Below are 19,056 nucleotides of genomic sequence, written 5' to 3'. Positions count from 1 at the left end.
GCTTCGCGGCCTGTGCTTCGGCCGGTGGTTTCGCGCTCCGCGCCCCCCCGCGACGACTCGCGCCGGGACTGTGGTGTGTCCCGGCGCGAGTCGCCCGATCGCGGTGCCACGGTCAGCCTCCCGTGCCCTGCTGGCTGGTGATGGCCGGCTCGCCGCCGGCCGGCTGCGGAATACCGATCACCCGACCGTCGGGCAGCCGGATGAAGGCCGGCGGACCGGACTCGACCAGGCCCAGCTTGCGGGCCCGGGCGGCGAGGTTGCCCGGCGCCTCGGCCTGGGCGATCTCCTTCTGCAGCTGCTGCTCCTGAATGTCGAGGCTGGCCTGCTGCTTCTGCAGCTTGTCCAGGCGGAAGGCGTTCTCGTTGATCTTGGTGTTGACCACCAGGATGCCGAGGACCCCACCGACCACGACGGCCAGGATCAGTGCCACGAACGGTGCCTGCGGCACCCGTACCGGCGGTGGCGGGGCCACCTTGAGCCGGGGCGGTGCCACCCGGGCCGGCCCGCCGCTGGCCGGGTGCGCCGCGCCCGCCCGGGCCCGGTTGATCCGGTCGCTGACCGCCGACGCCGTCCGGTCGCCGGTGGCCGGTTCCCATTCCTGCGGCTGGAGTGCGGCAGTACCCTGCGTCGGAAACTCGCGGACCCCCCGTGCGCGAGCGTCCCGACCCCGGGTGTTGCGCGTCGGCGAGGTGCCGACGCTCGAACGCGTGGTCCGCTCTGCCACGATCCGGCCCCCCGACCGTGGTACGCGCTGCCCAACGCCGCGATCCGCGCCAAGGTGCTCCCGGCGGTCGCGCTTGCTTTCGTTCATGTTCCCTCCCCCTCTACTTCCGTCCCCGTTCCGTCCTGGGGCAAGCCCTTTCGCTCCACTGTGGAGGCATCACGCAACGCGCTCGGCGTACGCAGTGCCTTCCCGCCTCGGCGGGACCGTTCGCGGTCGGTCCGCCTGGTTCGTTCCGTGCCGGTGACGCTCTCCGGGTCGATCCGCTCCGCCGCGCGCAGCCGCACCGAGGCAGCGCGCGGGTTGGCGGTGACCTCCGCCTCGCCAGGTAGCTCGGCACCGCGACTCAGTAGCCGCAGCGTCGGGCCGGTGCCCGGCAACTCGACCGGTAGGTCGACCGGGCCAGTGCTCCGAGCGCGGGCGGCCAGCGCCTGCTTGGTAATCCGGTCCTCCAACGAGTGGTAGGACAGCACCACCATGCGACTGCCGGGCGCGAGTGCGTCCAGAGCGGCTGGCAGCGCCGCCTCCAGCGCTGCCAGCTCCCTATTTACCTCGATGCGCAAAGCCTGAAACGTTCTCTTTGCCGGGTGTCCGCCCGTTCGTCGGGCTGGCGCGGGGATCGACTCCCGCACCAGCTCGGCCAGTCGGGCCGTCGAGGTGAGCCGGGCCTTCTGCCGTTCCCGGATGATCGCGGCGGCGATCCGGCTCGCGAACTTCTCCTCGCCGTAGACCCGGAGCACCCGAGCCAGGTCGGCGTGGGAGTAGCTGTTGACGACCTCCTCGGCCGTCACCCCCCGGGTCTGGTCCATCCGCATGTCCAGCGGTGCGTCCTGGGCGTAGGCGAAGCCCCGGTCCGGCTCGTCCAGCTGCAGCGACGAGACCCCGAGGTCGAACAGCACCCCGTCGACGTGGGCGTACCCGAGCCGATCGAGGACTTCCGGCAGTTCGTCGTAGACCGCGTGCACCAGGTGGACCCGGTCGGTGTACGGGGCCAGCCGGGCCCGGGCGTGGGCCAGGGCCTCCGGATCCCGGTCCAGTCCGATCAGGACGGTGTCGGGAAACCTGGCGAGGACCGCTTCGGCATGCCCGCCCAGCCCGAGCGTCGCATCGACGTGCACGGTACGATCGCCACGACTAGTTTGGTCGCCACGATTCAGCGCGGGGGCGAGCAACTCGATGCACCGCTCAAGCAGCACCGGCACATGCGTGCCACGACGCTCCCCCATGTCGACCCCCACCGACCCCACCGTCTCTTCGTTATCCGTCTCGCTCCACCACGTCCCGCAGTGCCGCGCCGTCTCCGTCATACCGCCAGATCCCCATCCGCTCTGCTCCACCGGCCGCCGGCATCGGCGGCGACCTCGGATCGCGGCGCCTGGCATCGGGGAAGGGATGCCAGGAGCAGGAGCGGCTGGAGATCTCGCAGTACGTCGGGCGCATCGCCCTACAGTCCGCCCGGCAGCACCCCCTCCTCGATGTCGGCGAATTCGTCTTCGCTCTCCACGAGGTAGGTCTCCCAGGCCCGCTTGTCCCAGATCTCCACCCGGGTGCTCGCGCCGATCACCACCAACTCCCGGTCGAGCGCCGCATAGCCCCGTAAGTGGGCCGGGATGGTGACCCGGCCCTGTTTGTCGGGGACCTCGTCGTGCGCTCCGGCAAAGAACACCCGGCTGTAAGCTCGGGCCGCCTTGTGTGTCACCGGCTGCTGGCGTAACTGGTCGGCAATGCGTTGGAACTCGGGCATCGGAAAGACGTAGAGACAGCGCTCCTGGCCTTTCGTGATCACGACACCCCCCGCCAACTCATCCCGGAACTTCGCCGGAAGAATCAGCCGACCCTTGTCGTCCAGGCGCGGAGTGTGGGTGCCGAGAAACACCGGCCCAACCCCCTCGCCCCTGAGCGGCGATTCGCGTCGCCGCTGACCCCCCGGGCCGGTAGGCCCTTCCGGCCCCACCAATGCGCCCCACTCTACTCCACTTCCCTCCACCCGCAACCAGAATCGCCCGGGAAACGCGCCCGTGTCACGAGCAAAACCGCACGTCAGAGGGGGTGATGCGGAGTGGAGGGGGTGAGCACCCGAGGCACCGTCCGCTTTCCGACATAGATCGACTCGGCCGTCCCGCCAGTCGGTCCCGACCACACCGCGATTGCGGCGACGCGGAAAAACTGCTAGGGCTCCCGACATCGACCGACGTTGACCTGTGCCGACCTGCCATCCGGATCGTGCCGATGTGCCGACCGGACCCGCCGGGAGGGTCCCCCGGTCCGCCCCGGCCCCCGGCGGCCCCCGGTCCGGTAACCTCGCTCGCGTGACGGACGCGAGAATGCCTCTGCGGGCAAAGGTCGCCAGTTCGGTGTCGCGCACCGCAGCGGCGCTGTCCCGGGCCGCCGGCCGCGGCGACGGATCGGTTATCGGCGGTTGGATCGGGCTCAAGATCGATCCAGACCTGCTGGCCCACCTGGCAGCCGGACGGGCCATCGCCCTGATCTCCGGCACCAACGGCAAGACCACCACGACCCGGTTGACCGCCGCCGCCGTGGGCGTACTCGGGCCGGTGGCGACCAACTCCTTCGGTGCCAACATGCCGACCGGGCACACCTCGGCACTGGCCAAGGCGGGCAGCACCCCGTACGCCGTACTGGAGGTGGACGAGCACTACCTGGCCCAGGTCCTCGAGGCCACCGAGCCCCGGGTGGTCGCCCTGCTGAACCTCTCCCGGGACCAACTCGACCGGGCCAAGGAAGTGTCGATGATGGCCCAGCTCTGGCGGGCCGCACTGGTTCGACACCCGGGCATCCGGGTGGTGGCCAACGCCGACGACCCGATGGTGGTCTGGGCAGCGACCCCTCCCCAGCAACGTAGCGACCATCTCCCTCCGCCGTCGATCACCTGGTTCAGCGCCGGCCAGCGTTGGCACGACGACTCGTGGGTCTGCCCGGAGTGCGGCTCACCGATCGAGCGCTCCGGCGAACAGTGGTGGTGCACCGGCTGCCCGCTGCGCCGCCCCACCCCGCACTGGGTCGTCGAGGACGACGGTGTGGTCGACCCGCACGGCGCGTGGCACAAGATCGTTCTCCAGCTCCCTGGCCGGGTCAACCTCGGTAACGCCGCCACCGCACTGGCCGTCGCGGCCCAGTTCGACGTACGCCCCACCGATGCGGTGGGCCGGCTGTCCAGCGTCACCTCGATCGCCGGACGTTACGCCCAGGTGACCCGCGACGGACGCAACATCCGGCTGCTGCTGGCCAAGAACCCGGCCAGCTGGCTGGAGGCGTTCGACATGGCCGAACACGCCCCGACCCTGCTTTCCATCAACGCCCGGGACCCCGACGGGCTGGACACCTCGTGGCTCTACGACGTCGACTTCTCGCCGTTGCGGGGCCGGCAGGTCCTGATCACCGGTGACCGGGCGTACGACCTGGCCGTCCGGCTGGAGGTCAACGACGTGCCATTCCAGCACGTACGGTCCTTCGGCGACGCGGTCGGATCGGTGCCACCCGGACGACTCGAAGTGATCGCGAACTACACCGCGTTCCAGGACATCCGAGCGGAGTTGGACCGTGTCAACTGAGAGCCTGCGCATCGTCTGGATCTACCCCGACCTGCTGTCCACCTACGGCGACCGGGGCAACCTGCTGATCCTCGCCCGGCGGGCGATGCAGCGCGGCGTGCCGGTGGAGGTCGCCGAGGTCCGATCCGACCATCCACTGCCGCACAGCGCCGACATCTACCTGATCGGTGGTGGCGAGGACGGTCCGCAGGCGCTCGGCGCGCAGCGCCTGCTCGCCGATGGCGGACTACACCGGGCCGTCGCGCGAGGCTCGGTGGTGTTCGGGGTCTGCGCCGGCTACCAGCTGCTCGGCACCTCGTTCTTTGCCAAGGGCGCCAAGTGCGCCGGCCTGGAGCTGCTCGATCTGCAATCCGACCGAGGGCCGAGCCGGGCCGTCGGCGAGCTGGCCGGCGACATCGACCCCCGGCTCGGGGTGCCGCAGCTGAGCGGCTTCGAGAACCACGGCGGCCGGACCCACCTCGGCCCGGGGGTGTCCCCACTGGCCCGGGTCACCGCCGGGGTTGGCAATGACGGCACCTACGAGGGTGCCTGGCGTGGCAAGCTACTCGGCACCTACGCTCACGGGCCGGCCCTGGCCCGCAACCCGGCCCTGGCCGACCTGCTGCTGCGCTGGGCGCTCGGGGTCAACAACCTGCCGCCCTTGAACGACACCTGGGCAGAGCGGCTGCGCTCCGAACGCAAGACTGCCGTCGCCGCTGGGCGCCCATGATCGCCGCCGCCCGACGGCTGGTCCGCCAGCGGTCGGGCCGGCGATTCACCCTGCTGCTGGTCATCCTCGCCCTGTTCGGTCTGGCCCTGCTCCTGGTGCCGCTGCCGTCCATGGACGAGGTGCCCGGACTGGCGGACCCACTCGGCCCCTTCGCCCCGGTGGCCGCCGTGCTCGGCGGCGCGCTGCTGCTGGTGGTGCTGATCCCACGTACTTTCATCTCGATGGCCTGGGGAGCGATCTTCGGGTCGCTGACCGGGGCCGGTTACGCGTTGGCCGCCGCCATGCTGGCCGCCGCGCTGGGGTTCGCGGTCGGGCGGCTACTCGGCCGGGACTTCGTGGCGGAACGGGTACGCGGCCGACTGGCCCGACTCGATGGCTGGTTCGCCCGGCAGAGCATCCTCGGAGTGATCAGCGTACGGCTGATCCCGATCGGCGGCTTCGGCCTGATCAGCTACGGCTACGGGACCACCGCGGCCCGACCGATGCCGTACCTGATCGGCAGCCTGCTGGCCTCGACCCCGTCCGCGTTCGGCTACGCCGCGGTGGGGGCGGCGGTCGTCTCCCCCACGGAGGTCAACTGGCTGGCGGTGGCCCCGGCGATCATCGGACTCGTCACCACCAGTTGGCTGGTCAGTCGCTGGTGGCGGTCGGAGCGACAGATCCGGGCAGAGGTTCGGCACCCGGAGCCTGCGCAACGCGGAGCCTGATCCTCGTCTGCTCAGTACTCGACGACGTCGGATGGCTCCTCGGCCAGCGCCGCCGCCCGCAACCGACGCCGCTGCTCGCCGGCCACCCTGACCTCCACCAGTGCCAACGTCACGGTGAGGACGGTGAGTAGGACCAGCGAGTCCATCGCGGGCATCGAGCCGGCGACCGGGACGAGCGCCAGCAACAGCAGCGCCGTGACCAGCCGGGGCCAGATGTTGGTCCGGACGAGACGGGTGATCCGGACCTGGAAGGCGACGTTGCCGAGCAGGAAGAGCGCCGCGCCGCCGTACAGGGACCACAGGGCCAGGCCGGTCAACGCCGCGCCCGAATGCTGTACGTCGGGTTTGAGGAAGTACGGCGTGTGCTTGAGCCCGAGGGAGAAGAGGATGATCCCGGCGACCATCGGCAGATGCAGATAGGTGTAGGCATGCCGGGCGAGATTGGTCCGCTGCTCGGGCGTCGCGTCGATCAGGGACTGCTCCCCGGCCAGCGTAACGACGTCGAAGTAGGTCCACTCCAGTGCCCCGGCTGTGACGACGGCACACACCGAGACCCAGACCAGCCCCCAGGACACCGGTAGGTCCGCACCGCTCAGACCGACTGCGATGATCGACTCGCCAAGCGCGATGATCATGATGAGTCGGTGCCGCTCGGCCCAGTGACCGGCGGCGAAGATGCGCCGCCCCGGCATCGGAAGACCGAGCCCGGTGCCGTATTCGACCGCCACCGCCAGCGCCCAGAAGCCGACCTGCCACAGCTCGACCTGGAACGGATCGTCGGTCAACCGCTGGGGCACCACGGCCGCGACGAAGAGCAGCCCGGTGCCGGCGACCATCGGCACGGTCAGCGCCACCAGGTCGGCCCGGGTCAGGGCCGGCGTGGCGTACAACCGCAGGGCGAGATAGAGCAGCCGGACCAGCAGGTAGCCGATGGCGAACACGATCGGCCCGTCCAGGCCGCCCGGCAGGTCGTTGAACGACTCGCGGATCGTGATGGCGAGCACGAACATGACCGGGGTGGCACCCAGCAGTACCAGCCGGGAAAGGCCGTAGTTGGCGCGTACCCGGTTGCCCAGCCAGGTGTACAACGACCAGGCCCACCAGAGCATGGCCAGGACGAGCAGCCCACGGGTCATCCCCAGCCCGGTGGTGTCCTCGGCCATCAGCGTGGTGACCTGGATGAAGGCGAAGACGAAGACCAGGTCGAAGAAGAGTTCCGCGGTGGTGACCTGGGTCCGTTCGGTCACCGATTGGACACCGGGCGGCAGACCGTCGACCCTCCTGCCGAGCAGGCCGCCTAGGCCACGCATCTGCCTCGCTCCCCGTACGCCGACGACACCCGGTCTATCCGGCGGGGACCGGCCAAGGTGACGGCCGGTACGGAGGAGACAAAACAAGAGGCCAGCTCACCGAACTGGCCTCGGGGCGATATTCGCGACAGGAAGAAGGCTAGGTCACGCCTTCTTGGCGGACTTACCCTTCTTGGCCGCCGGTGCCTCGGCAGCTTCGGCCACGGCTTCCTCCGCTTCGACCTCCGTGGTCTCGGCCTCGGGCTCCTCCGCCTCGGACTCCTCCGCCTCGGTGCCCTCTTCCTCGTCGGATTCGTCGGCGTCGGACGCCTCCGGGGCTTCCGCCGCCTTCGGGCTGGACCAGGTGAACTCGATCTCTACCGAGATCTCGTCGTCCTCCTGCTCGATCTCCAACTCGCATTCGACCTGGTCGGCGACGTTCACCGTGCCGGCAGCTCCGTAGAAGAGCTGGCCGCCCTCCAGTTGGTTGGCCAGTTGACGCAGCCACGCAGCCAGATCGGCGCGCGACACCTCGCGGGTGTCCTCGTAGATTTCCATGCCCGTCATGTTCGCATCCACAGGGGACTGACCGTGAAAGGGGGCAGCCTGGTCTACATTGAAGATCATCCTCGCGAAAGGAAGTGGTCGATGAGAACCTCCCTCCCCCAACGACTGGGCCATGCCGTACTCGCACTGGGCGTGGTAGCCGGGTTCGCCGTAGGGCACCCACCTGCGGCTGCCGCAGCCGTAGTGGCCACCGGCGAGCTGGTCACCAACGGCACCTTCGACAGCGGTACGGCGTCGTGGTGGAACAGCGCCGGCACCGGGGCGACGACCGAGAACGGGCAGTGGAAGATCGACGTCACCGCAGGCGCAGCGAACCTGTGGGACGCACAGGTCGGCCAGAGCGGTATCGCCCTGGCGAACGGTCGTAGTTACACCCTGTCGTTCGACGCGTCCGCCTCGGCAACCGTCTCGGTCGTCGTGACCGTACAGCTCGGATCCGCGCCGTACACCAAGGCCCTCGACCAGCCGCTTACCCTGAGCCCTGGTCGCAAGCACTACCTCTACCCGTTCACCTCGCCGATCGACGCGACGACCGGACAGGTGACGTTCCAGCTCGGCGGGTCGACCACCAACTACACGGCGTACCTGGACAACGTCTCGCTGACCCCCAGTCCGCTCGCGCTGACCAGTGGCTTCTACGTCGACCCGAACTCCAACCCGAAGCAGTGGGTGGCCGACAACGGCGGTGATTCCCGGGCCGCCCTGATCTCGTCCCAGTTAGCCAACAAGCCCGGTGCCCGCTGGTACGGCAACTGGAGCGGCGATATCAGCACCGCCGTGTCCAGCTACGTCGGTGCCGCCGACCAGGCGGACAAACTGCCGATGCTGGTGGCATACAACATCCCGGGACGGGACTGCGGCTCGCACTCGGGCGGCGGCGCGGGCAGCCCGGAGGCGTACCGCACCTGGATCCGTGCATTCGCGCAGGCGATCGGGGCCCGGCCGGCAGTGGTGATCATCGAACCGGACGCGCTGGCTCAGCTCGACTGCCTACCCGCCGCCGAGCAGACGGTACGAACCAGTCTGCTGCGCTACGCCAGCGAGCAGTTCCGCTCCTACGCACCCAACGCGTGGACCTACCTGGACGGGGGCAACGCCACCTGGATCGCTGCGGACGTAACGGCACAACGACTGCAGGCCGCTGGGGTGCGGGAGATCCGTGGCTTTGCGGTAAACGTTTCCAACTACCACACCACCGGCGACTCGATCACCTACGCCAACGCGGTGAACGCCGAGCTGACCAGCCAGTTCGGCTACCGCCGCACGTTCGTGGTGGACACCAGCCGCAACGGCAACGGCTCCAACGGCGAGTGGTGCAACCCCGCCGGCCGGAAGCTGGGCGTCCCGACCCAGGCCGGCGGCGGTGCCGAACTACTGATGTGGGTCAAGGTGCCCGGTGACTCCGACGGTAACTGTGGCATCGCCCCGAACACGCCCGCCGGTCAGTTCGACCCCGACCTCGCCATCCGTCTGATCAACGGCACCTGACCCCTGCCCCGGGCCCATCCTGTGGTGGGCCGCAGTACCCCGGCCGCGCTCACCGGAGAGGGCGTGCATGGTCGTGGTCAGACCATGCGCGCCCTCCGCTCGCTCAGCCAGTCCGTCGAAGCTCCCCGACACCGATCAGGTACGCATCGCCGGGTCATCGGTCGTCACGCACTCGCGTACCGAGCCCGACCGGGCGACCTGGCCGGCCAGAACGGCGGGGCCAGCGGTGACGAAACCCGGTAGATCCGTCAGTGCGCGGCAGAACCGGTCGGCGAGGCACCAACCGGAAAGAAGACCGCCCCGCCGGCCAGGTCCAGCCTGTGCATCGTCTCCGGAAGTGGCCGTTCGGCTTCGAGCAGCAGAATGTCGAAGTTGGACAGGTACAACGCCCGGAACGAACGCCCGTACAGCTCGGCCGAGGGCCCGTCAGCGACGGCTGCTTCCAGCTCGGCCGCGTACCGTCCGATGGCGATATCGTCGAGCGGCTCGTCGGTCAGCAAGGCGATGTTGGAGTCGAGCGCCCTGCACGCGTCGGCAAAGGTGGCCATTGGCGGTGCCAGTTCATAGTCGTTGGCCGCCGGCAGCTTCATGGCCGACTCGAAGTCCTCGGGAGCGAAGGTGAGAAGCAGCGGACCGTGGTCGGTGTCATCGAGATGCCGGGCCACGCAGGGAATACCGACCCAGGAGCCGACCGCCACTCCCCGACCGTCGACGATCTGCAGGTTCTCCACTGCCATCTTGGCGCACGCCAACCGCTGGGTGAGCCAGTCGGTGTAGTCGTCGGACGGATGCCCGATGAAGAAAATTCCCAGTAGTCGGTCCGGCATGTACGACTCCGTCGGTGGTCTGTGGTTTCTAGCTGCCCCTGGCCCGCAGCAGCGCAAGGCTGGGGATGTCGGTCGCCAGTCCCAACTCGGCGCATTCGTTCTTGATCAGGTCGAGCCGATCGAGTCCTGCCTCGACCGCCAGCCGTCCTACCCGGATGCGCCCGATCCGGGCCACGCGTCCCGGCTCGACCATTGTCTGCACTGATAGCGAGTGGTCAGGGAAGTGTTCTTGTAACCGTTCGAACAGCGTGTCCGCGGCTCCGGATCCGGCTCGACCGACCTGCACGGCGAACACCTCGCACACTTCGTCGCCCGGCACCCAGTCGGGCCGCCCGGCCTGGGCGGTCGCATCGGTGGCGACGACGTCGATCGGCTCGGCTCCGGGGTCGGGCACCGGGGTGGCGACGAGCGCCCGGATCGTCACCCGCCAGGAGACCCGGTAGCGATCACGCCAGTCCGAGGCGTCGGGCAGATCGGTGAAGAACGGTGTACAGATGCGCTCGATATGCCAGTCTCGGACCTCGCGGGTCACGATCCCAAGACGGTCCAGGAACTTCAGACACGTCGCCTCGGTGCCCTGATGCAACAGAATGGCTCCCGCTTGAACAGCGTCGAACCTGCATCGAGCCTCGTGACCTGACACATCGATGTCTGGAAACCACAGGCGGAAGTCCGGATTCCGTATCTCCGATCCGACCTTCGTCACCGGCTCATCCTACTCACCGGGACCACGGAAACTCGGCCCGACGTGCGGGTCGTATCGTTCACCGGCGCTACCCTTACTCGAGTTGCACGGCCGACACATGACTTCGAGGTTGCTGATGAGGCTGTAGTAAGCGAGCCGGGCGGCCTGGTTGGTATTGTTCCCACCCCTATTGGTCCAGTGGTCGGCAAGCGACTTCACATGGTCGAAGGTTCGGTCACTGCGGTGCCTCAATCGACGGCAGCTCGGGCAGTAGAAGTAGTCGGCATCCTCGTAGCCGACCTCGTTCTTCAGCTCCGGATGATTCTTCTTCTCATCGGTCAGCCGCACCAATTCCCGGTCGCCCCAGGACGCTACGGCCGCGGAGTAGATCGTGCCGTAGAACTTCTGCCGGATCATGCTTCGCCACTCCTCCCGGATCTCCCCCGCGAGCACGTAGTCGGATGGATGCCTGAGCACTCTGATCGACGGATACCCGTGCTTCTCGGCCTCCTTGACGAACCTCTCCATGATGTTGTTGATCCGCGCTCGGATATCGTCCTCTTGCTGCTTCTTGCCGATCGCCCCGATCCGCAGCTTGGCCTCGATGTCGTCGAGTTCGCCCTTCATTCCCCGCATGACGGAGAGCACTGCCACGCACTCGGGAAGTCGGCGCCTGGTCTCCAGGTCGATCGCGTGCTCCAGCGGCATCTTCACCTGCTTGACCTTTGTGAGCAGGCGGTCAACGGGAAGCTTGGACCGACCAGTGTCGGTTTCCTCCCCGTACTGCCGGATCAGCACCACCTCGCACTGCGCTACGGAACGGGCGGCGATCTTCTCCAGCGGTCCGAGAATGTTGCTCAGCGGCCTGCGCTCCGCTCGCTGCACTCGGACGAGATCATCCAATGCCATCTGCGCCTTGACATCGGTGAGCCGCGCTCGCAACGCCTGGTAGCGCTGCTCATCGTTGCCACCGATCTGATGGCTGTTGGTCTTGGCCGTCTGGACGTGGACGACTTCGCCATCCGGGGTCCGGGATTCGACGACGAGGTGAAGCGGGACCTGGTGCTTACGTCCGATGCTCGGTAGGCGGTCCGCCGCTTTGTCGTGGGAGGGCTTGGTCGCGAGCATCCGCTCGGCGTCGGCGAGCGCTGCCTTCTCACGGGCGGCCTTCCCCGCAGGACTGTCGGGCCCCTTGCGGCTGCTACCGTCCTTGCCCTTCTTGCCCCTCAGCTTTGCCCAGAGTTTCTTGCCGGTGGCGACGATTTTGTCGGTGATCCAGTCGACGGCTTTGCGGATGGGTTTGGTGAGGGTTTGGAAGAAGGATTTGACTTTGTTGGCGATGCCGCCGATGCCGAGGATGGCGGCGAGGGCGCCGATCAATACCGGGATGGAGTTGGCGAGGGCCTTCTCGATGAGTGCGGGGACGCCGCCTGCGCCGCCGCCGGCGATGGCGATGATGGCATCCAGGACGCTGTTGACGAATTGGATGATCTGGGCGCCCTGGTTGACGATGAACATGACGAAGTCGATGATCATTTTGCAGGCGCGGATGAACGCGCTGGCGGGGTTGAGCAGGCTGATGATCCAGGTGATGCCGGCCATGAGGACGGTGGGGATCAAGTATTCGGCGATTTTGCCCAGCAGGTTGCCCTTGAGGTCGCCGACCTGCTGACCGATCTCGTCAGTCACGCCCGCCACGCCTTGGGACTGGAGTTTCTGGGCGACGGGCACGGTTTGCTCGACGGCGGTCATGGCGGGTTCGGGAACACCACGGGACACGATCCGGGTGCGTAGTGCTGCCCAGGTGAGCCCGAGGAGGCTGGCGATCATGGTGATGATGCCGCGTAGGTCGAACTTGGCGGGTAGTTCCAGGCCGGCGCCGGCCATCGCGCCGAGGAGCCAACCGATGAGGCCCTTCTTCAGATGCGTGCCGATGTTGGCCATGAACGCCTTCAGTCCGGCGCCGACGGCGGTGACGAGGTTGCCGAGGAACCCGATCGGGTCCTTCAGGATGCCCATGACGGCGCTGGCGGCCTTGGCCAACACACCCAGCAGCAGGTCCTTGAGTTGCATGATCGTTTTGATGACCCCGGCGACGGCGTCTACGGCCTTGGCGATCAGCCCCTTGTTCTTCTCCTTCTCCGCGGCGATCTCCGCGTCCACCGCCTTCAACGCCTCGTTGTACTTCGACGCGAGGGTGTTGACCAACTCTTTGCCTTTGGCGTCGACGGATTCGGTCAACTCGTCGAACTTGCCCGCGAACTGGCCGGCCGCCTGTTTCCCGATGGCCTGCAGGTCAGCCGGGAGTTTCTTGACCTCGGCCTGTAGCTGGTCCCGGCCGGCGGCGATACGCTGCTTCGCCCGACCCAGTTCCGCGCCGATGATGTCCGCCACGGCGGAGATGACCTGCTGCATCCGGTCGACGTAGCCCTTCCGGGCGGTCACGAAAATCTCGTCGGCTTCCTTCGGCAGACCGGCGAACTTGTCCTTGACCCACCGACCCTTGCCGATCAGCCCCGAATAGCGTTTGTCCTTGTAGGCGTCCATCCGCCGTTTGTGATCAGCGGTGAACGCATCCCGCGCCGTCTTCTCACCCCGGGTGAACGCCTCATCGACCTTCTTGTCCAAACCGGTGAGGATGCCCTCGACGTCCTTCTTCGTCGCGTCGAACACCTTCTGCAACACGGCGGTGACCTGCGCCCGTTTGGCTTCGTCCGAGCCTTTCGCCGTCTCCTTACCCTCACCGACCGCCTGCCCGGCCTGTTTCCGGTCGGTGGCGAGGGCGGTCATCGCCGCCGCACCCGCCGCCCCCGCCGAGGCTTTCGCCCCGGCCAGGGTTTGCGCCTCACCCGCCCGCACCTCACCAGGGGCGGTCGCCGCATGCGCCTCCCCGGCCTTCTTCTCCTTCAACGCCCCGGTGAACTCCGGCTCGTTGGACTTCGCCAACTGCTCCTCGGTGACCTGCGCATCCGTCATCTGCTGATCCACCTGCGCCGGCCCGGCCGAGAAATCAGTCGCCGCAGCGGGGGCCTTGTCCGGCACCGCCTTACCCGAATCCGGCGTCCCGGGTGCACCCGGCGGCCGGTCCGCCACCAACGGCGTGACCTGCTTGTCCTTCGCCGCCGACGTGTCCGGGGGTGCCTTCGTCGCGGTGTCGATCGCCTCCGCCGAGGCCTGTTTCCCGTCGGTGACCTGCCCCTGCACCCGCCCCTTGACCGCGTCGGCCTTACCCGACTCCCCGAACTTGTCCGCCTCATCCAAATTCTTCGGGGCCTGCGCGGCGATCGCCTCGTTCACCGCCGTAACGAACCCGGCCTTGTCGAACCCACCCGGCTTCGCGGCGTTCATCTTCTCCGCGTTCGCGGTCTTACCCTGGGCTTCCTTGTCATCCGAGGGAGGCCTCGCCGCACCCTGCGCCTTCGCCGCCTCCGCCGATGCGGGCGGATGCGCCGACATCTGCTTCTGCTTCGCCCGCACATCCCCGGTCAACACCGCGAACTTCGGATCGGCCGAAGCCGGCGGCCGGGCCACCGGCCCACCATCCGCACCCGGAGCCAACCGCTGCACCGCCGGCAACAACACCGCCTCGGCCCCCGCCGACCCGGCCGAAGACTCCGAAACCGAACCCGAAGTCGAGCCCAAAGCCGAACCCACCTGCTGGGTCGACTGGGCAGCCGCCGTACTCCCACCCGCCGCAGTCCTACGCGCCGACCTGACCGGACGCGTCGACGCCGCCCTACGCTGGGCGATCAACCCCGACACCGCACGATTACCCGCCGCCGCCTGCAACCGCTGCGCCACCGCCGGAGTCAGCGTCCGAGATGGAGCCCCCGGTACGACAGGTGCGGAGACGTTGACGTCAGGTTCGGCTGCGGCGCGGGAGCCTTCCGTGACCTGGTCGGGAACAGACGTCGTGGCACGGCGTACGGGATTACTGCCGGCCCCGAGTTCCTCGGTCGTTGTCCTCACGTCGCGCCCCCAGCCCCGGACCCGCTACGACCACAGCGCACCGTAGGCCGAGTGTTGGGCAACCCCCGCCGTTCGCTCATCGACGCGGGGGCAGCAGCTAGCGCAACCGCAACTGCCCGAGGAGGCACTGCCCGCTACGGTGATGGGCACGCCGGAAGACGTGCCCATCACCGTCACCAGGTCGGCGACGAGGTCCTACCCCCTCGCCAGAGCCCTGACTCCCCCAGCCAGCTCAGAGGACGACGCTGACCATCCGGCCGGGCACCACGATCACCTTGCGCGGCTCCCTACCGGCCAGTTGCTCGGCGATCGCGGCCAGCGCGGCGGCCCGTACGTCATCCTGCGCCGCGTCGGCGGCCACCTCGATCCGGCCGCGGACCTTGCCGTTGACCTGCACCGGGTAGGTCACCGTCTCGGCTACCAGCAGCACCGGATCGGCCACCGGGTACGACGTGTAGGTCAGCGACTCGGTGTGCCCCAGCCGCTGCCACAGCTCCTCGGCGATGTGCGGGGCGAACGGTGCCAGCATCAGCACCAGCGGCTCGGCCACCTCACGCGGGGTGGCGCTCAGCCGGGTCAGCCCGTTGGTCAGCTCGATCAGCTTGGCGATCGCGGTGTTGAAGCGGATCCCCTCCATGTCGCCCCGGACCCCGTCGATCATCTTGTGCAGCAGCCGACGGGTCGGTTCGTCGGCCGGGTCGTCGGTGACCCGCAGCTCGCCGGTCTGCTCGTCGACAATGGCCCGCCAGACCCGCTGCAGGAACCGGTACGACCCGACCACCGCCCGGGTCTCCCACGGGCGGGAGACCTCCAGCGGACCCATCGACATCTCGTAGACCCGGAACGTGTCCGCGCCGTACACCGCGCACATCTCGTCGGGCGTCACCACGTTGCGCAGCGACTTGCCCATCTTGCCGTACTCGCGGCGTACCTGCTCCTCGCCGTGGAAGAAGTCGCCGTCGCGCTCGACCACCTCGGACGCCTCGACGTAGCTGCCCCGGGCGTCGGTGTACGCGTACGCCTGGATCATGCCCTGGTTGAACAGCTTGCGGAACGGCTCGAACGACGACACGTGGCCCAGGTCGAACAGCACCTTGTGCCAGAACCGGGCGTACAGCAGGTGCAGCACGGCATGCTCCTGGCCACCGACGTACAGGTCGGTGCCGCCGCAGTCCCCGGGTGCCTGCGGACCCATCCAGTAGCGCTCGTTGACCGGGTCGACGAACCGGTCGCCGTTGGCCGGGTCCAGGTAGCGCATCTCGTACCAGCAGGAACCGGCCCACTGCGGCATCACGTTGGTCTCGCGGGTGTAGCGCTTCGGCCCGTCGCCCAGGTCCAGCTCGACCTCGACCCAGTCCCGGCGGCGCGACAGTGGCGTCTCCGGATTCGAGTCGGCGTCCTCCGGGTCGAAGGTGCGCGGGGAGAAGTCGTCCACCTCGGGCAGTTCGACCGGCAGCATCGACTCGGGCAGCGCGATCGGCTGACCGGTCTCGTCGTAGACGATCGGGAACGGCTCGCCCCAGTAGCGCTGCCGGCTGAACAGCCAGTCCCGCAGCCGGTAGGTGACCGCGCCGGTGCCATGCCCGTTGGCCTCCAGCCACTCGATGATCCGGGCCTTGGCCTCGACGACCGCCAGGCCGTCCAGGTCCAGGCCGCGCTCCGGCGCGGCGCTGTTGATCGCCGGCCCGTCCCCGGTGTACGCCTTACCGTCGAACCCCTCCGCCGGCTGCACGGTACGGATGATCGGCAGGTCGAAGACCTCGGCGAACGCCCAGTCCCGCTCGTCCTGCCCGGGTACCGCCATGATCGCCCCGGTGCCGTAGCCGGCCAGTACGTAGTCGGCGATGAAGATCGGAATCTCGGTGCCGGTGACCGGGTTGGTGGCGTATGCCCCGACGAAGACGCCGGTCTTCTCCTTCGTCTCGGCCTGCCGCTCGACGTCGGTCTTGGCCCCGGCCGCCTTGCGGTAGGCGTCGACTGCCTCCCGTGGGGTGGCGTGGCCACCGGTCCACGCCTCCCGGGTGCCGGTCGGCCAGGTCGCCGGGACCAGCGCGTCGACCAGCTGGTGCTCGGGTGCCAGCACCATGTAGGTCGCGCCGAAGATGGTGTCCGGTCGGGTGGTGAAGACCCGGACCGGGTCGACGGCGGTCGGGAAGTCGATGTGCGCACCGGTGGAGCGGCCGATCCAGTTGCGCTGCATCAGCTTGATCGGCTCCGGCCAGTCCAGCGTGTCCAGGTCGTCCAGCAGCCGGTCGGCGTAGGCGGTGATCCGCATCATCCACTGCTTCAGGCTGCGCTTGAACACCGGGAAGTTGCCCCGGTCGGAACGCCCGTCCGCGGTCACCTCCTCGTTGGCCAGCACCGTGCCCAGCCCCGGGCACCAGTTCACCGGTGCCTCGGAGACGTACGCCAGCCGGTGGTCGTCGACCACCCGCCGCCGCTCCACAGCGGACAGCTCCGCCCAGGCCCGCCCATCCGGCGTACGCCGGGTTCCTGCCTCGAACTCGGCGATCAGCTCGGCGATCGGCCGGGCCCTACCGGCTGCCGGGTCGTACCAGGAGTTGAAGACCTGCAGGAAGATCCACTGGGTCCAGCGGTAGAAGTCGACGTCGATGGTGGCCACCGAGCGCCGATGGTCGTACCCCATGCCCAGTCGGCGCAGCTGCGCCCGGTAGCGCTCGATGTTCGCCTCGGTGGTGGTACGCGGATGGGTACCGGTCTGCACCGCGTACTGCTCGGCCGGCAGGCCGAACGCGTCGAAGCCCATCGCGTGCAGCACGTTACGGCCAGCCATCCGCTGGTAGCGGGCGTACGAGTCGGTGCCGATGTAGCCCAGCGGGTGACCGACGTGCAGTCCGGCCCCGGACGGGTAGGGGAACATGTCCAGCACGTACAGCTTCTCGGCACCGGCCCGGGGATGGGTCGGGTCGGCCAGCGGCCCCTCCGGGTTGGGCGTGTGGAAGGTGCCACGCTCGGCCCACCTGTCCTGCCAGCGGTGCTCGATCTCGCCGGCCAGCTCGGCGGTGTAGCGGAAGGGCGGGATGTCCACCACCGGCTCGGTTGCCTCAGTCATCGGTCCACCTCGGGTCTGGTCCAGGGCCATCACGTTCGGGCGCTGCGTCGGGCATCGGTTCGGCCGTTGCGGTCGGGCAGCGGTCGGGTATTGCGTTCAGGGCACTGCGTTCAGGGCACAAAAAAGCCCCTCACACAGGAGGGGCGCCGCGCTGTCGCTGTCTGTCGCGTCAGCACGGCTCGCTAAGGAGCAGGTAGGCCCCGGGCATGGCCCGGAGTCTACCTGCTGCTCATCACGCCACCCAACGCGCATTCGGAGCCGCTGCCGAATACGGCTAGCCTGAAGCATGCGGGTGACCCACGCCACTCGGTCGGGTCGTCTTCCCGCGAACCTAACGGCCGACCTCACGGGTCTAGTAAGAAGTCCGTGTAGCGACGAGGAGGTGCCCGTGACACAACAGACCCGGGACGAGCTGGGTGACGTGCTGCCACACGACGAGTTCCGCGCCGCCAGCGATGCGATCGTCACCAACATCGAGAAGGTCATCGAGGGCAAGACCGCTACGGTTCGGCTCGCCCTGGCGGTCCTGCTCGCCGAGGGTCACCTGCTGATCGAAGACGTACCCGGCGTGGGTAAGACCAAACTGGCCAAGGCCCTGGCCCGCTCGATCGACTGCTCGGTACGCCGCATCCAGTTCACCCCCGACCTGCTTCCCAGCGACGTCACCGGGGTCAGCGTCTACAACCAGGAAACCCACGACTTCGAGTTCCGACCCGGCGCGGTCTTCGCCAACCTGGTGGTCGGTGACGAGATCAACCGGGCCTCCCCCAAGACCCAGTCGGCACTGCTGGAGTGCATGGAGGAGCACCAGGTCACCGTCGACGGCACCACCTACGCGCTCCAGACGCCGTTCATGGTGATCGCCACCCAGAACCCGATCGAGATGGAGGGCACCTACCCGCTGCCGGAGGCCCAGCGGGACCGGTTCACTGCCCGAATCGCGATGGGCTACCCCGATCCCGGCGCGGAACTGGCCATGCTCGACGCGCACGGCGGGGTGGACCCACTGCACTCGTTGCACCCGGTCGCCGACGCGGTCACCGTCCGGCGACTCATCGCCACCGTCCGGCAGGTGCACGTCGCCGACGCGGTCAAGCAGTACGCCATCGACCTGGTCACCGCCACCCGGGAGGCCCCCGAGCTGCGGCTGGGCGCGTCGCCTCGGGCCAGCCTGCAACTGCTGCGCACGGCTCGTGCCTTCGCCGCCCTGGAGGGGCGCGACTACGTCCTCCCCGACGACCTCCAGTCGCTGGCCGTACCGGTGCTGGCGCACCGGATCATCCCGACCGCGGACGCGCAGCTCGCCCGGCGTACCACCGACGCCATCGTCGCCGACCTGGTGCACCGGTTGGCCCTGCCACAGACCCGGCAACGTTCGCCCTACGACACCCGCCCACCGTCCGGCGACGCCGGCGGGCGATCCCCGTACGAGCCGCGGCGGCGATGACC

General features: G+C 68.5%; 15 protein-coding genes. 6 read left to right on the top strand and 9 right to left on the bottom strand.

The annotated features are described in order from the left end of the window. Nucleotides 1–112: 112 nt before the first annotated feature. The 3 genes from ftsL to mraZ all read right to left on the bottom strand — a co-directional run bounded on the left by ftsL (nt 113) and on the right by mraZ (nt 2,597). On the bottom strand, nt 113–811 hold the full coding sequence (gene ftsL / locus FHR38_RS24745) for a cell division protein FtsL (protein ID WP_184536902.1): 699 nt from the start codon (nt 809–811) through the stop codon (nt 113–115). Beyond that, nucleotides 808–1,947, bottom strand: coding sequence for a 16S rRNA (cytosine(1402)-N(4))-methyltransferase RsmH (gene rsmH / locus FHR38_RS24740; protein WP_184540162.1), 1,140 nt, complete (start codon nt 1,945–1,947; stop codon nt 808–810). The genes ftsL and rsmH overlap by 4 nt, the downstream gene beginning before the upstream one ends. A 218-nt stretch (nt 1,948–2,165) precedes the next feature. Then, the gene (gene mraZ / locus FHR38_RS24735) at nt 2,166–2,597 is read right to left on the bottom strand and encodes a division/cell wall cluster transcriptional repressor MraZ (protein ID WP_184536901.1); all 432 of its coding nucleotides are present in this window, start codon (nt 2,595–2,597) and stop codon (nt 2,166–2,168) included. 448 nt (nt 2,598–3,045) lie between these two features. Between mraZ and FHR38_RS24730 the strand changes: the two genes are divergently transcribed. Genes FHR38_RS24730 through FHR38_RS24720 form a run of 3 tightly spaced genes read left to right on the top strand, consistent with a single transcriptional unit; the run spans nt 3,046 to nt 5,709 of the window. Next, entirely contained in the window at nt 3,046–4,293 is a 1,248-nt protein-coding gene (locus tag FHR38_RS24730; protein WP_184540160.1) for a MurT ligase domain-containing protein, read from the top strand. Beyond that, a complete protein-coding gene (locus FHR38_RS24725; RefSeq protein WP_184536900.1) occupies nt 4,283–5,002 on the top strand; it encodes a type 1 glutamine amidotransferase in 720 nt (239 codons plus the stop codon). Before FHR38_RS24730 ends, FHR38_RS24725 begins: the two co-directional genes overlap by 11 nt. Continuing rightward, on the top strand, nt 4,999–5,709 hold the full coding sequence (locus FHR38_RS24720) for a TVP38/TMEM64 family protein (protein ID WP_184536899.1): 711 nt from the start codon (nt 4,999–5,001) through the stop codon (nt 5,707–5,709). Before FHR38_RS24725 ends, FHR38_RS24720 begins: the two co-directional genes overlap by 4 nt. A gap of 11 nt (nt 5,710–5,720) precedes the next feature. Here FHR38_RS24720 and FHR38_RS24715 read toward each other — a convergent pair whose 3' ends face one another. Both FHR38_RS24715 and FHR38_RS24710 read right to left on the bottom strand, forming a co-directional pair. Then, the gene (locus FHR38_RS24715; RefSeq protein ID WP_184536898.1) at nt 5,721–7,019 is read right to left on the bottom strand and encodes a low temperature requirement protein A; all 1,299 of its coding nucleotides are present in this window, start codon (nt 7,017–7,019) and stop codon (nt 5,721–5,723) included. A 144-nt stretch (nt 7,020–7,163) separates the two neighbouring features. Next, nucleotides 7,164–7,565, bottom strand: coding sequence for an amphi-Trp domain-containing protein (locus FHR38_RS24710; RefSeq protein ID WP_184536897.1), 402 nt, complete (start codon nt 7,563–7,565; stop codon nt 7,164–7,166). Nucleotides 7,566–7,646: 81 nt separating this feature from the next. Here FHR38_RS24710 and FHR38_RS24705 point away from each other — a divergent pair, with 81 nt between their 5' ends. Continuing rightward, nucleotides 7,647–9,053 carry a glycoside hydrolase family 6 protein gene (locus FHR38_RS24705; RefSeq protein ID WP_184536896.1) on the top strand — a complete coding sequence of 469 codons (1,407 nt, stop codon included), beginning with the start codon at nt 7,647–7,649 and terminating at the stop codon, nt 9,051–9,053. A 248-nt stretch (nt 9,054–9,301) separates the two neighbouring features. On the opposite strand, the gene FHR38_RS24700 is transcribed toward FHR38_RS24705, so the two are convergent. From FHR38_RS24700 to FHR38_RS24690, 3 genes are read right to left on the bottom strand one after another with little or no spacing between them, the layout of a single operon-like run. After that, a complete protein-coding gene (locus FHR38_RS24700) occupies nt 9,302–9,880 on the bottom strand; it encodes a hypothetical protein (RefSeq protein ID WP_184536895.1) in 579 nt (192 codons plus the stop codon). A 28-nt stretch (nt 9,881–9,908) separates the two neighbouring features. Continuing rightward, complete coding sequence (locus tag FHR38_RS24695) at nt 9,909–10,586, bottom strand: hypothetical protein (protein WP_184536894.1); 678 nt, start codon at nt 10,584–10,586, stop codon at nt 9,909–9,911. Between the two features lie 9 nt (nt 10,587–10,595). Continuing rightward, on the bottom strand, nt 10,596–13,913 hold the full coding sequence (locus FHR38_RS24690) for a hypothetical protein (RefSeq protein WP_184536893.1): 3,318 nt from the start codon (nt 13,911–13,913) through the stop codon (nt 10,596–10,598). A 34-nt stretch (nt 13,914–13,947) separates the two neighbouring features. On the opposite strand from FHR38_RS24690, the gene FHR38_RS24685 reads away from it, so the two are divergent. Next, nucleotides 13,948–14,580 carry a hypothetical protein gene (locus FHR38_RS24685; RefSeq protein ID WP_184536892.1) on the top strand — a complete coding sequence of 211 codons (633 nt, stop codon included), beginning with the start codon at nt 13,948–13,950 and terminating at the stop codon, nt 14,578–14,580. Between the two features lie 186 nt (nt 14,581–14,766). Here FHR38_RS24685 and leuS read toward each other — a convergent pair whose 3' ends face one another. After that, nucleotides 14,767–17,607, bottom strand: coding sequence for a leucine--tRNA ligase (leuS, locus tag FHR38_RS24680; RefSeq protein ID WP_184536891.1), 2,841 nt, complete (start codon nt 17,605–17,607; stop codon nt 14,767–14,769). A 388-nt stretch (nt 17,608–17,995) separates the two neighbouring features. Between leuS and FHR38_RS24675 the strand changes: the two genes are divergently transcribed. Continuing rightward, nucleotides 17,996–19,054 carry an AAA family ATPase gene (locus FHR38_RS24675; RefSeq protein ID WP_184536890.1) on the top strand — a complete coding sequence of 353 codons (1,059 nt, stop codon included), beginning with the start codon at nt 17,996–17,998 and terminating at the stop codon, nt 19,052–19,054. Nucleotides 19,055–19,056 lie beyond the last annotated feature (2 nt).

This window comes from Micromonospora polyrhachis (assembly GCF_014203835.1).
Lineage (GTDB): Bacteria > Actinomycetota > Actinomycetes > Mycobacteriales > Micromonosporaceae > Micromonospora_H > Micromonospora_H polyrhachis.
This window is presented reverse-complemented; position numbering and strand designations above follow the sequence as displayed.